Raw genomic sequence first — 14,597 nt, 5'->3', positions numbered from 1 at the left:
TTAATGAGCAAGAACTTCTTTAATTGATTCTACAATTGGAGTTACTGGACGACCTAAAGCTTCAGCTAAATCATTGGTGTTTTCTTCAAGAGAACCGTCATTAATTGGAGCTTGGAATGACGCAAACATTGCAGCAGTAGCTGAATCAAGACCAGTCTTTTCTAAATATTTAATGTATTCATCTTCAGATACTTGCTTTATTTCAAAATCATTGCCAGTAGCCTTCTTCAATGCTTCTCCCAATTCTTCATAGCTACGGCTAGCACCTGCTAATTCATAAATTTCTTTAGAATTTTCAGAAGCTAAAACTTTAGCAGCAGCTTCTGAATAGTCACCTTCAAGTGCCCAACCTGCTTTATTGTTTGCCCAATAAAGTGCAGGTTGATCCGCAACACCACTCTTTAAGAAACCAATTTCATTTTCAAGATACCAATTGTCACGTAAGAATGAGTGAGCAATTCCTGCATCTTTAATAGCATTTTCGGTAATTCTATGGTCTTCTGCTAATGCACTCTTAGAAGTTTGTGCATGAGGGAAGCTTGTATAAGCTACAAACTTAACGCCATTCTTTTTCATTGCATCTACTACATTCTTTTGAGCAGTAGCACGGTCAACCTTTCCACCTGGTTGTGAAGAAATAAATAAAACTTTATCAATGCCCTTTAAAGCTGCTTCCATTGATGCAACTTCATCATAGTTACCAACACGAACTTCATTATTTGGATATAAGCCTTGAGCCTTTTCAAGATTACGGTCAATAACTACTACATTTTCAGCACCAACTAATTCATTAAGTACTTTAACAGCACCTTGACCAAAACGACCAGCAGCAGCAGTAACAGCGTATTTCATAATATATCTCTCCTTTGTTAACTTGTTCATTTATAATTTACAAGTATTATGATATCACGTGTTGATTTTTTGTCAACATCTTTTTCTATTATTTTTAGAATTTTCTGTTTTTTTCTTATATAGCAAGAGCTACTATCAATATATTTGACTTAGTATAAAATAATTGTTACCTTATACTTGTTAAAAATAAATAAACATAAGGAGGGAAGTATGAACCAAACAGAACGTCGAAAATTTTTAATTAAACAATTATTATCTGAATATAAAGATGCTGCCAAAGTTACAATTCCTGAAGATTCTTTTCAACAAAAATTATTACTGCGATCTCTTATGAATGTCCGAGAACCCGCTAAAATCAGTCCTGAATTTCAAAAAGTTCAAGATGAATATTTAAAAGAAGAAGCCATTAAAAAAGGAATTGTTAAAGCTACTACATTTTCTAACGGTTTATCAGTTTGGCAAGGAGACATCACCCGCTTAGAAGTGGATGCAATTGTCAACGCCGCAAACAGTGGAATGACTGGATGTTACTTACCTAATCATAATTGTATCGATAATGCTATTCATACTTTTTCTGGAATTGAATTAAGAAACTATTGTGCACAATTAATGTTTGAACAAGGTCATCCAGAAGAAACAGGTCAAGCTAAAATTACCCCTGCTTATAATTTGCCCAGCAAATATATAATCCATACAGTAGGACCAATAGTAGAAGAAAAAGTAACTAATGAAGAAAAACAACAATTAACTAACTGCTACCTAAATTCTTTAATTTTGGCAGATGAATATAATTTAAGCAGTATTGCTTTTCCATGTATTTCAACTGGAGTATTTCATTTTCCAAATGAATTGGCAGCACAAATTGCAGTAAGAACTGTAAAAGATTATTTAAACAAAAATTCCCAAACATCTATTAAAAAAGTAATCTTTAATGTATTTAAAGAAAAGGATAAAAAAATCTATGAACAATTACTCAACCAAAATAACTAATATCCATAACTTGCTTACTAATTCAGACAGTATTGTCATTGGAGCAGGGTCAGGACTATCTACCGCAGCTGGAATGACATATTCTGGGGCTAGATTTGAAAAATATTTTCCAGATTTTGCTAAAAAATACGGTATTACTGATATGTATAGTGGTGGATTTTATCCATTTGAAAACACAGAAACTTATTGGGCCTACTGGAGCCGCAATATCTGGGTCAACCGCTACATTCCAGCTCCTAAAGATACTTATCGCAAACTATTACAATTAGTAAAAGATAAAAACTACTTTGTCATCACTACCAATGTTGACCATCAATTTCAAAAAGCGGGTTTTTCAAAAAATCGACTATTTTATACTCAAGGGGATTACGGTTTATTTCAAAAGAAAAATAACGATGGAAAAACTTACGATAATTATAGTCTAGTAAAACAGATGATTTTATCTCAAGGATTTGAAATTGGTCAGAATAATGAACTAATTATCCCTAAAAACGGTATAAAAACAAAAATTTCTTCTAAATTAGCTATAGAAGCAAATCAATATATCAAAAATCTCCGCGAAGATGACAACTTCTTAGAAGATGATGGTTGGCATCAAGCTGCTCAAAATTACCAGCATTTTCTTGAAGATAATTCAGACAAAAAAGTTGTTTATTTTGAGATTGGTGTTGGAATGAATACACCTGGTATTATTAAATATCCTTTCTGGAAATTCACTTATAATAATCCACAAGCGCATTTCATTACAATTGATACGCAAAAACCTTTTTATCCCGAAGAAATTGCTCCAAAATCAATAAGTGTTGAAGCAGACATTAATGATGTATTGAACGATTTAGTTAAATAAAAAAGCTCCACAAAAAAGTGGAGTTTTTTTATACTTCTTTTCAAAGTCATTTTGTATTAATCACATTTTTATAATGCTCACCATAATAATCTACCATTGTAGATTCACCTAAAATTTTAAATATTTGAATTGCTTCATTCATCTTAATTTTTCCAAATTTATTTTTTCTTTTATATTCTAAATATCCTTGTGCATACAGAAAAACTGTCTTTTCATAATAAAAGAATTCATTATTTAATATCTTATCAATTTCTTCAATAAGATATTCACAATCATTAAATTCTTTTCTATCTATACTTACTAATAAACAATTAATAGCAAGTTGCACTACTAATTTTTTATTAGTTTTATTAGTTGAACTATACACATAACTATTAATCATTTCTTTAGTTAATGTAAAAAGAGTTTGATAACTTATTGTCCGCATACAATTCCCCAATAAAACTATTTCATAATATCCCCATTTTTCTACTTTAAACAGATAGTCTGTCAATTCAATCATTTCTTCTTCATTAGGATATATTGATTTATCTAGAGAATATATAATTGACTTTAACATAGTTTTTTCTAAAGAATTCAACTTATACGGGGAACTTTTAAGTAGCCTTTTAATACTATCAAAATCTTTTTCTCTATGTTTTTCACCAATATATTTTTCCAATTTGATGAAAGAATTATCAGAATTCATTCCACATAAAAGAATATACTCATCCAAAGAAATATGAAGTTTATTTAACAAATTTATAAGTTTATTACATGAAATTTCTGACTCTTCACGTTCAAATCTAGAAATTTGCGACTTAGACAAATTTTCATCAGCTAATGAAGTAATAGTAATCTGCTTACTTTGTCGTATTTGTCTAAATATTTTTCCCAAATTTTGTTTCATAATAAATTCCCATTTTTGCAACAAATAAAATATAAATCAGAAATTAAAGAAAGATTGGAGAAAAAATGAAAGATATTAAAAAATACATTTCAGTATTAGTAATGATTACTAACATCATTATTATTATGAATTCTTAGTAAATCACTGTTGTTAAGTGATTACTTATTTATAACATAGACTGGAGAAACAGATGAATAATTTAGAATTATTAACTTCTAACAACAAAGAATTTTTCATAAAAGAATTATCTCAAGCTCTAAATCAACTTATTGATTGGAAAATTGACAATTCTAAAGTTCATAGTCCACAAGCTACAGATTCTTCTATTTTCACTGAAGAATTACCCACGAACGGTAATGATTTGCACACTACCATCAATGAGATTTTAAGCTCATTAAATAATAATATAAACTTTTCTAGCAAACGATTTATGGGCTTCCCAGATACTGGAAATTCAATGGCTGGTTTAATAGCTGCAATTGTTGAAGTGTTTTTACAACAAAATTTAATTAATAAAGAAATCTGCTCCCCTATAGGTACAAAAATAGAAGCCACTGTTATTTCATGGCTTCGGCAAATTATAGGCTACTCTTATACCAATACTATAAAAGATGTTGCTGAACTAGGAGGAGCTATTACTACCGGAGGTGTTATGTCAAACACATACGCTCTTATGGCTGCAAAAGAAAAATATCCAGATAAAAATATCGTAATTTTACCAGATAATATTGGTCATTATTCTCTAAGCTATGCAACAGATTGGCTAAATTTAAATACAAAAATTATTTACTGTAAAACTATCAATTATAAAATGTCATTATCACATTTAAAATATCTTTTACAGAAATATAACCATAAAATTTTATTCATTGGTGTTTATGCGTGTGATTCTATGACTTCTACTTGTGAAGACTTAAATAAGATTTATGATTTAGTAAATAAATCAAACTTAAATTTGTAGCTACATTGTGATGCATGTCATGGATTTGTATTAAACTTTTCTTCAAAATATAAATCTAAAGTCAAATACTTAAAATATTTCGATAGTTGCACTATGGATCCACACAAAGTTTTATGGCTTCCTTACACATTAAGTGCTGTTTTAATGAAAAATACTAGTGATTTTCAAAAACTTTCACGAGGAAATTCATTAATTATGGATGATCCATTATCTTTTGGACGAACCACTCCATTTATTGGAAGCAAATCTTACGATAGTTTAAAACTTTGGATGGTTATTAAAACAATTGGAACCAAAAGAATTGGTGAAATGGTTAATAAGAGAATTGAAAATGCTAAAAAATTTTATAAATTACTTAGTCAAAATAATTCTTTTACTGTAGAAAATAACGAAATATTATTTTCTGTCATATTTCAATATTCACCCTCTGGAAATATGACAAATCGACAAAAAAACAAATTAAATCAATACCTATATAAAACTATGTTGGAAGAAGGAAAGTACTATTTTCATGGCTTTAAAATAAATGTTAATGGAGTGAATAAATTTGTCTTACGCTACAACAGTGGAAACACAACTCTTCAAAAACAAGATTTAAGTTTAGCTATAAATTATATTAAACAATTAGGACTTAAAATTGGAGGAAATTATGAATAAAATAGAGTTAGTAAATAATTTCTTTGACAGCGAAAAGCTTCAAGGGACTAGAATTTTTTATGGAAGTTGTATTGAAGATAATTTAGACTCTAAAGATGTAGATTGTTGTATTATAACAGAACAGAAAGTAGATAAGAACTTTTATATTCGTTATAAAAACTTTCTTTTACAAAATGGTCTAATACTTGATGAAGAAGTTAAATATGAAGATAAACTTATTTTAAGTAAAAATAAAATACTTCATGCAATAAGAAATTATCCTAAACAAAACCCAATAGTGGATTTAAACACTCGATACCCCGAAGCAGTTGATAGATTAATTGTCAATATTTTTACTACTAAAACTAAAGTTTTTGATGATAACGGAATTTATAATAAGCTTAGCGATGTTGCATGGAAAACAGTATTACAAAAATTTAAATCACTAGGTGGAAAAACTTTTTCTGATTTTATAAAAATTTTTCAAGTTAACAAAAATTATAAAAAATACTGGGGCTATACACCACGAGTTCTTCACGAACTTTTTAATAGATTTTATCAACATAAATCTACCGATACTTTTATTAAACTATTGAAAAAAAATGTTATTACTCATCCTTATAAAATAGCAGTATTTTCTTCAGAAAGAAATTTAACTTATAAAGATTTAGATATAATGTCTGATAATATAGCTAAAGCCTTATTAAAATTCAATTCAAAATATGTAATTGTTAATTACCCACATAGTTTTGAATTAATACCAATTGTATATGGGATTTTAAAAGCAGGAAAAGTTTATATTCCTGTAGATTATACTAGCTCTAATTTAGAGATTAATAATATTAAAAAGAAGTTTAATAATTACATTTATTTAAGCGATACATTTTCTGATGTACCTATTACCAAAACTATAAACTTACCTCATCAAATAATAGATTACCTCCAAAACGAAATTGCTTACATTATTCACACATCTGGTACTACAGGACAACCTAAAGGAGTATGTATTAGTAGAAAAAACTTAAATTATATTTTAAATGCTTGTCAAACAATTGCTCCTATTTCTAAAAATGACTGTTATTTATTCTCAACAAGAAATACTTTTGATGTATCTATTACGGAAATGTTCAGTTTCCTATATTCTGGTGGATCTGCTTTTGTATACTCAGTAAAAAGCAAAGACTTTTATAAACGATTACCACAAGCTATTGAACAATATCATATTACACATATAGCCTTATCTCCTTCTGTTTTAAGTATGTTACTAAAATACAATAATAAAGACTCACTTAATATAATTGATAAATTAAAATATTTAATAGTTGCAGGAGAAGAATTTAAAACAGAACTACTAGAACAAGTAAACAAAAAATTATTTAAAGTTAATATTTTGAATGTCTATGGACCCACGGAAACAACTGTGTATGCTACTAGTTTTAATGTTCGAAAAACTTCTTCTAATGCTCAAAGGGTTCCAATTGGTAGTCCACTTCCAGGTGTAAAAGTATTAATACAAAATAATGAATTACTTATTGGAGGAGAAGGAGTTTCTTTAGGATACTTCAATGATTCACAAAAAACTAAGCAAGCTTTTGAAAAAATAAATAATCAACTTTTTTATCATACTGGAGATATAGTAAAGAAAGAAAATCATAACATTATATATTTAGATAGAAAAGATAATCAAATTCAAATTTATGGAATTAGAGTTGAATTAGGCGATATTCGTTCTTTAATTTCTAAGGTTATTAATGATTCCTCTCGTGAACTAGAAGTTACATATGAAAATAAAATTTTGACACTGTACTATACTGGAAAATTAATACCAAATTTACGAAAAAAGTTAGAACAACATATAGTTTCTTATAAAATTCCTACTAGATATATAAATTTACCCAGCTTTCCTTTAACCAGTAGTGGAAAAATTGATAGAAAAAAATTAACTAGTACTACTTTTATGAAACCTGTAGATTCTCTATCCTTATCTACTAATAATTCTCAAATATTTAATATTGTAAAAAAATCAACTGAAACAATATTAAATCAATCAATTGAACCTAATGATAATCTTTTAAACTCAGGATTAGATTCGTTGAATTCTATTGAATTAATATTGAGTTTAGAACAACAACTTAATATTAATTTAGATAATTTAAATTTATATTCTTATCCTTCAATAAATAAAATTACTTCATTTATTGAAAATACTAAGATACTTTCTAGTTCAAAAACTAAATCTCAAACTAATAATTCTTCAAACATTCAAATTAAAAATATTCCTATAAATCAAAAAATAGAATATACATTTCCTGCATATTTTTATGCTAAAATTTATCATTCATTAAACTTTAATAGTAAATTATATGGGAGAATATTTTTAGGTAAACACCGAATTAGCTATGAAGAAATTTATCATAAACTTTCTAAAGTAGAAGTTTTTAAAACAATTCTTTCAAAAGACTTAAGTACTTTTGAAGTATTAGATACACCTATTAACATTTCAAAATTCCAAGTTAATAAAGCTCGTACAAATTTAAAAGATAAATTAAAAAATGCCGTAGATTTAAGTATTAATAGGCATGGCTTATTATACAAATTTGTTTATTTAGAAGATGAAAATGAAGCTATTTTATACTATTCCATCGATCATAGTATTTGTGATACAGGATCTTTAGATGCATTAGAGCGATATATTTTAGGTGTTTATGATGAATCAACCAACTACTCAAAATATATTAACGAAGTATTTAAACATAATACACTAACAAATGTATTAAAAGAACTAGATACTTTTAATACCCAAAACAATACAAAAGTACTAAAAATTTTATCTAACTTAGAAAATAAGATCAGTTTCGTTAATTTACATTTTTTAGATACTAAAACAAAAAATATTTATTCAGAAATATTAATCTTTCTAAAAAATAAACTTTTAGAAGCCTATGATATAGACAAATTAAAGGTTAATCTTATTTTCAATATTAGAAAATTTGATAACAATATTGATTATTCTTCAACAATAGGTGATTTACATATTGGATTAACTTACTTACTAAAAAAAGATATTGATGTTGCAAAGGAATTAGACAATTTAATTTTACAATATAAAAATAAAATGTTTAATCCTAAAGCTATTGGTTACAAACATTTTCCTAACATGAATTCAAACGAGAAAAAAATTATAAAATGTTTTGATGATACAGTATATGTCTCTATTGATTACTTAGGAATAGTTTCGGCTGATGATTTCAAAAAAATCAAAAAAAATATTAAGCATACTAATCGCGAAATAAATAAGCTTAATAGTAATAAGCTTAATATTACTGCTTATATTGTCGATAATACTTTAAAACTTATATTATCAAAATGTTTATAATTTTTTCTATACAAGTGGTCGTCCAATGAAAAAACAAAACAAAAACATTATTTTAGCTATTAGTAGTAAATGTATTTCTCAAGTCGGTGATATTATGTTTGACTTTGCTAACAACAGTTTTCTTGCTGGATTAGGAGCAAAGTCTATCTCATTAGTGGGAATCTATCAAGCTAGTGAAAGCATTGTAGGAATATTATTTAATATGTTTGGTGGAGTAATCGCCGATAATTTCAGAAGAAAGAAAATAATTGTTTTAGGTAATTTGCTTAGTGGAATAGCTTGCATTCTATCTTCCCTAATTACTCAAAATAACATTCTAATTTACGCAATTATATTGGTAAATATATTTTTAGCAGTTATGAATTCTTTTTCTAGCCCCGCTTATAAAGCATATACAAAAGAAATAGTCGAAATTAATAAAATTACTCAACTAAATTCTTACTTAGAAACTGGTAGTACAATTATCAAAGTATTATTTCCAATAATTTCTGTTGTGTTCTATAAATTATTAGGAATTCAAGGAGCATTAATATTAGATGGATTATCTTTTTTACTTGCTTCATTATTACTGTCTTTTACTAAAGAAAGAAATATAGAAGAGAACGATAGAAATAAGGATTTAAAATTTAAAAATATTTTTCTGGATTTAGTTGATGGTATTAAATACCTTATGAATCATAAAAAAATTTTTTTATTAATAATTCTTTCCGCTCTAGTTAATTTCTTTTTAGCCGCATATAATTTATTATTACCTTACAGTAATAAAATGTTTCCAATATTTTCTGTTGATTTATACGCTATATTTTTATCCTCTATAGCTATTGGTGGCATAATTGGATCAATTTTTAGTAATTTAATAAATAAAAAATTATCTATCTATACTTTAACCCTTTATCTTGGATTATCAGGGCTACTGCTTACACTTACTCCTTTTATTTATTATTTATTTAAAAATTATTTTGCTTTAGCCTTTATGTTAATGATGTTTAACTTATTTCTTACCATTTTTAATATTCAGTTTTTTTCACTTATTCAAAAAGAAGTAAGTAATAAATACCTAGGTCGAGTTTTTGGAATTATTTTTACAATTGCTGTACTTTTTATGCCAATCGGAACAACAGTATTCTCTATTATTCTTAATACTAAAGCTTCATTAAATTTTGCATTTATAGGTATAGCAATAATAATTTTAGCAATTTCCTTTATGGTCTTATTAAAGCTAAATTACCAAAAGGCAAAGCAAATAAAAGAAGTAGCTAAAAAAGGCAAATTTTGAATAAAAATAAAATCATTGATATATCAAGATTCAATATAATCTAGATTATCAATGATTTTTTTCAATATAAATGTATTTCTATAATATTATCTAATACTTCTTTTCAAAGTCATTTTGCATTAACTTAACAAATTGCGGATAATTTTCTACTTCAAATAAGGGATGCAAGTTTAATGTGTTTTTACGATGGCGATGATTATACCAAACACTATCAAAGCCATACTTTTCTGCACCTAAAATATCCGATTGAAGACCATCTCCAAAAAAGATCGTCTGATCGGGACTAATCTCTGTTCTGCTAAAGAAATAATCAAAAGCATGTTCATCAGGCTTAGAATAATGCGCTTCTTCAGAAGTCACAATTAAGTCAAAGTAATCTTTAATCCCTGCAAGCTCTAAGCGATGTCGCTGCATAAACTTTTCCCCGTTGCTAAGCACAGTCAATTTATATCCTTGCTTCTTAGCAAACTTCAAGGTATCTTCAACTCCCGGTAGAAGCTTATGTGCTTCACCAAAATATGAACGATATTCTTCCATCGCTTTTAATCCATCTATTTCTAAGTCAAAGTTTTCTTTAATAAAATCATGGAATGTTTTTTCACTTAATTCTTCATAAGTAATTTCACCTTGTTCAAGTTGACGCCACAAACCTTGATTATAGGCATGATATTGGCGTTGAAGCTCAGGTGTTAATTGCCAGCGATTCTTATTAAATAAACTATGAAGTGCATAATCCTCTGTTGCAGCAAAATCAATTAAAGTATCATCAACATCAAAAATTATCTGTTTATATTTCACTAAATGATCTCCCTTCTTATTCGTCATTTCTCAAAACTAAATTATAACAATAATAGAAAAAACTAGCTGAGATTAAGCAGGTTAATATTTCTTAGAAGTTAAAGCTTATTTACCCATCTTTAGAAAACGTTAACATAAACGTCTCATAAAGTTCACAAAGTCGTTGTATAATGACAGTATAGTCAAAAAAGTATTAATATTTGTTATGGTAGTAACCTTTAAGAGGAACAACAATGAAATTAAATAAAAAAATCATCATCGGAGCAACGGCACTTGCCCTAGGAAGCTTATCCGTAGTTGCAATTAACACTAACAACTCTAACTACGTTTCTGCTTCTGCTGCAAGCACTAAAGAAACTACCGTTAAATTGCGCTTGAATCATAACTCCTATGTCTATGATAAAAATGGAAAAAGGCTAAAGAAATATAAAGGCAAAAAAGCCCTTATAAAAAAATCCCAGAAGTTAACAATAAAAGGTAAAATAGAGCCTATTCAAAAAGCAAAAAGATATTACTTTTATGGAAAACTTGAAAATGGTAATCGACCTGCTTACTGGTTAACATATAAAAAAATAAACAATGATTATTATTACAGTATCGGTAACAAAGGATACATAAAATGTGTTAATGTGAAAACAATTGATGGTTATAGTTTAATGTCTACCGAAGCAACTGTAACAATAAAGCCACGTATAGAAAAAGTAGCTCGCACTTGGAACAAATTAGGTGAACAAACTACTAAAACATATAAAAGTGGACAAAAACTAATCATTAATGATACAAATATTTTACCAAACCAAAATACCTATTCTTATCGAGTCAAGGGAACAGATTATTGGATATCGGCGCAAGACTTAAAATCCTACCCTAGACCTTCTCATATGGTTACATCTCGCATACTTCGCTATAATTAAAAACACAACTCAACGATTCAGAAATTCATTCCTGAATCGTTTTTTCTTATAATTTCTTGTTGACATCTAATTCAACAATCTATAAAATCTAAACTATCAGATACGAAAGGAAATTTTTACTATGATTAGTTTTACTATTAACAAACGTTGGCAATTCCAGCACTAGGTTGAAACTATGTCTTTGGCACAGATTCGACCTCTTTAGTTCGCAATCTGTGCTGGTAAAAATTTCCATCATAATTTACCCGCACAACTACTTAGTGCGGGTTTTGTTTTAGGCAAGTTCTGCACACAGAACTTGCCTTTTTGTTTTGGGAGGAAAACTATGAAACGACTAATTGCAACAATTATCGGGCTTTTTGCTTTTTTAATCGTGGCTTTTGTCAGTGAAATCAATAAAAAAAATCAAGAAGCTGCTACCCCTACTGTCGGAATCTTGCAGACAATGAGCCACCCAGCACTGGATCAGATTCATGACGGAATAGTTCAAGGCTTAAAAGATGAAGGCTATATCAATGGAAAAAATTTGCATATTATTTTTCAAAATGCTCAAAATGACCAAAGCAATTTAAAGTCAATGAGTGACCAATTTCAAAATAAAAATGCTCAAGCCGTCATTGGAATTGCTACACCTGCTGTTCAATCTTTAGCTAATGAAAGTGGCTCTACTCCTGTAATTATGGGAGGAGTAAGTGACCCAGTTGGAACTGGTCTTGTCAAAAGCTTAAAATATCCCGGCGGAAAAATTACCGGTGTCAAAGACCAGCAACCTTTATCTGAACAATTAAAACTTATCCAAGAAATCATGCCAAATTTAAAAAATATCGGCATAATTTATACCTCAAGTGATGATTCATCAACTGGAGAAGCGCGTGAATTTAAAAAACTAGCTCAAAAACAAGGCCTAACAGTTAAACCTTACACTATTACTTCTACTAACGATATCGAACAAGTTGCTCAAACTATGGCTGGCAAAGTACAAGCTGTGTATATTCCAACTGACAATACAGTTGCTTCTGCCATTTCTACTCTACTTAAAGCAACTAATAATGCCAAGATTCCAGTTTTTCCAGCAGCTGATACGATGGTTAAATCTGGAGGACTAGCAACAAGAGCAGTCAGTCAATTCGATATGGGAGTTTTAACTGGAAAAATGACCGCTGAAATTCTCAAAGGCAAAAAGCCTGAAAACATGCCTATTCAAACTGTTCATCAATATGAAACTGTTATAAATTTAAAAACTGCTAAAGAATTAGGAATTAGTATTCCAGATTCAATTTTAAAAGCTGCTAAAAAGAAAGGAAGTATTATTAAATGAATCTAGTTACATCTACTATCGGTCAAGGATTATTATGGGGAATCCTTGCATTAGGTCTTTACTTATCTTTTAGAATTCTTAACTTCCCAGATATGACTGTAGAAGGAACATTCCCATTTGGGGCTGCTATTTGCGTAAGTTCTATTGTTCATGGTGTTAATCCATGGCTTGCTACCTTGCTTTCTTTTATTGCTGGGATGATTACTGGAAGTGTAACAGGATTACTTTATACAAAAGGAAAGATTCCTGTTCTTTTAGCTGGTATTTTAACCATGACTGGTGTTTATTCAGTGAACTTGCGTATATTAGGAAAGGCTAACGTTGGACTACTTAATCAAGCTACAGTATTAAATGAAAAGTTTTTAGACAAATTACCAACGAATTTTCCTACTATTATGATTGGTTTAATTTTTGCAGTTATTATCGTTATTTTGCTGGCAATTTTTCTTAATACAGATTTAGGACAAGCTTTTATTGCAACTGGTGATAATGAAAAGATGGCGCGTTCAATTGGTATTAATACTGATAATATGAAAATCTTAGGATTAATGGTATCAAATGGTTTGATTGGATTAGCAGGCGGTCTTCTTGCACAAAATGGCGGTTACGCTGACGTTAACATGGGAATTGGAACAATGGTTATTGGTCTGGCTGCAATAATTATTGGGGAAGTTGTGTACGGAAAGAATTTAACTTTAACTGCCCGATTAGTCGCAGTCGTTATTGGAAGTATCCTTTATCGCTTAGTTTTACTTTTAGTATTACAACTCGGATTTAGTACTAATGATTTCAAACTTATTTCAGCAATTATTTTAGCAATTTGTATGATGCTTCCTTTACTCCAGCAAAAATTTCATTTAAAAAAACTACTTAAGAAAGGAATTGAAAAACCATGAGTACATTAAACCTGCAAAATATTACTACTACAGTTAATGTGGGAACCAGTGAAGAAAAAAAGATTTTAAAAAACATTAACCTAAATCTTGAGGACGGCGATTTTGTAACTTTACTTGGAACAAATGGTGCTGGAAAATCTACTTTGCTTAATATTATTAATGGTTCACTTTTTCCAACTAGTGGAAAAGTCTTATTAGATAATCAAGATATTACCCACTTATCAGAAGTTAAACGAGCAAAATATATCTCACAAGTTTTTCAAGATCCTAAAATGGGAACTGCTCCTAGAATGACAGTAGCAGAGAACTTACTTCTAGCTACTCAACGTGGGCAAAAGCGCCGTTTGCGTTTGAGAGGTTTAGAAAAACACTTAAATGAATTAAAAAAAGAGACTGCTCAATTGCCTAACGGTTTAAGTGATAGACTTAATACTTTTGTCGGCAGTCTTTCAGGAGGTCAACGACAAACGCTCAGTTTTTTAATGGCAACTATTAAAAAGCCAAAACTTCTTTTGCTCGATGAACATACTGCAGCCCTTGATCCTAACACTAGCCATCAATTATTAGAATTAACCAACAAAACTGTAACCCAGCAACATTTAACTTGCATAATGATAACACATCAGTTAAAAGATGCTTTAAAATATGGCAATCGAATCATTATTTTAAATAACGGAAAAATAGTTTTAGATGTTAAAAATTCCGAAAAGGAAAAATTAACTGAAGACGATATCCTTCAATACTTTAGCGATTAAAAAACACTGTTTTTAAAAATAATCTTTATTTTTTCGGGATTTTCCCTTGCATTAAATAACTAAAGTTATATAATATAGTTGTCAGGTGA

Annotated in this window: 12 protein-coding genes and 1 pseudogene; 10 read left to right on the top strand and 3 right to left on the bottom strand. The window is 28.9% G+C overall.

Translation table 11 applies throughout. The features are described 5' to 3' along the window. Entirely contained in the window at positions 1 to 852 is an 852-nt protein-coding gene (locus FOD82_RS00280) for an NAD(P)H-binding protein (protein WP_144354527.1), read from the bottom strand. 210 nt (positions 853 to 1,062) lie between these two features. Here FOD82_RS00280 and FOD82_RS00275 point away from each other — a divergent pair, with 210 nt between their 5' ends. Both FOD82_RS00275 and FOD82_RS00270 read left to right on the top strand, forming a co-directional pair. Beyond that, positions 1,063 to 1,842 (top strand): protein-ADP-ribose hydrolase, encoded by a 780-nt coding sequence (locus FOD82_RS00275; protein ID WP_144354526.1) that lies wholly within the window; start codon positions 1,063 to 1,065, stop codon positions 1,840 to 1,842. Then, complete coding sequence (locus FOD82_RS00270; RefSeq protein WP_144354525.1) at positions 1,814 to 2,689, top strand: Sir2 silent information regulator family NAD-dependent deacetylase; 876 nt, start codon at positions 1,814 to 1,816, stop codon at positions 2,687 to 2,689. The genes FOD82_RS00275 and FOD82_RS00270 overlap by 29 nt, the downstream gene beginning before the upstream one ends. Positions 2,690 to 2,735: 46 nt before the next feature. Here FOD82_RS00270 and FOD82_RS00265 read toward each other — a convergent pair whose 3' ends face one another. Beyond that, positions 2,736 to 3,578, bottom strand: coding sequence for an Rgg/GadR/MutR family transcriptional regulator (locus FOD82_RS00265; protein ID WP_144354524.1), 843 nt, complete (start codon positions 3,576 to 3,578; stop codon positions 2,736 to 2,738). A gap of 190 nt (positions 3,579 to 3,768) precedes the next feature. Here FOD82_RS00265 and FOD82_RS09945 point away from each other — a divergent pair, with 190 nt between their 5' ends. The 4 genes and pseudogenes from FOD82_RS09945 to FOD82_RS00250 all read left to right on the top strand — a co-directional run bounded on the left by FOD82_RS09945 (position 3,769) and on the right by FOD82_RS00250 (position 9,827). Further along, a complete protein-coding gene (locus FOD82_RS09945) occupies positions 3,769 to 4,539 on the top strand; it encodes a pyridoxal-dependent decarboxylase (RefSeq protein WP_347337945.1) in 771 nt (256 codons plus the stop codon). Positions 4,540 to 4,551: 12 nt separating this feature from the next. Continuing rightward, positions 4,552 to 5,196, top strand: a pseudogene (locus FOD82_RS09940) (pyridoxal-dependent decarboxylase); the annotation flags it as partial. After that, the gene (locus FOD82_RS00255) at positions 5,189 to 8,551 is read left to right on the top strand and encodes a non-ribosomal peptide synthetase (protein WP_144354523.1); all 3,363 of its coding nucleotides are present in this window, start codon (positions 5,189 to 5,191) and stop codon (positions 8,549 to 8,551) included. The pseudogene FOD82_RS09940 and the gene FOD82_RS00255, both read left to right, overlap by 8 nt. Before the next feature lie 25 nt (positions 8,552 to 8,576). Further along, positions 8,577 to 9,827, top strand: a complete 1,251-nt coding sequence (locus tag FOD82_RS00250; RefSeq protein WP_144354522.1) for an MFS transporter — start codon at positions 8,577 to 8,579, stop codon at positions 9,825 to 9,827. 90 nt (positions 9,828 to 9,917) lie between these two features. Here FOD82_RS00250 and FOD82_RS00245 read toward each other — a convergent pair whose 3' ends face one another. Continuing rightward, positions 9,918 to 10,625, bottom strand: a complete 708-nt coding sequence (locus tag FOD82_RS00245; RefSeq protein WP_186277695.1) for a YjjG family noncanonical pyrimidine nucleotidase — start codon at positions 10,623 to 10,625, stop codon at positions 9,918 to 9,920. Positions 10,626 to 10,858: 233 nt separating this feature from the next. On the opposite strand from FOD82_RS00245, the gene FOD82_RS00240 reads away from it, so the two are divergent. The 4 genes from FOD82_RS00240 to FOD82_RS00225 all read left to right on the top strand — a co-directional run bounded on the left by FOD82_RS00240 (position 10,859) and on the right by FOD82_RS00225 (position 14,508). Next, entirely contained in the window at positions 10,859 to 11,539 is a 681-nt protein-coding gene (locus tag FOD82_RS00240; protein WP_144354520.1) for an SLAP domain-containing protein, read from the top strand. A 325-nt stretch (positions 11,540 to 11,864) separates the two neighbouring features. Further along, the gene (gene trpX, locus FOD82_RS00235) at positions 11,865 to 12,857 is read left to right on the top strand and encodes a tryptophan ABC transporter substrate-binding protein (RefSeq protein ID WP_144354519.1); all 993 of its coding nucleotides are present in this window, start codon (positions 11,865 to 11,867) and stop codon (positions 12,855 to 12,857) included. Further along, on the top strand, positions 12,854 to 13,753 hold the full coding sequence (locus tag FOD82_RS00230) for an ABC transporter permease (RefSeq protein WP_144354518.1): 900 nt from the start codon (positions 12,854 to 12,856) through the stop codon (positions 13,751 to 13,753). Before trpX ends, FOD82_RS00230 begins: the two co-directional genes overlap by 4 nt. Next, on the top strand, positions 13,750 to 14,508 hold the full coding sequence (locus tag FOD82_RS00225; protein ID WP_144354517.1) for an ATP-binding cassette domain-containing protein: 759 nt from the start codon (positions 13,750 to 13,752) through the stop codon (positions 14,506 to 14,508). The genes FOD82_RS00230 and FOD82_RS00225 overlap by 4 nt, the downstream gene beginning before the upstream one ends. Positions 14,509 to 14,597 lie beyond the last annotated feature (89 nt).

This window comes from Lactobacillus sp. LL6 (genome assembly GCF_007570935.1).
Lineage (GTDB): Bacteria > Bacillota > Bacilli > Lactobacillales > Lactobacillaceae > Lactobacillus.
Note: the sequence above shows the minus strand (reverse complement) of the source record. Positions and strands in the feature narration are given on the sequence as shown.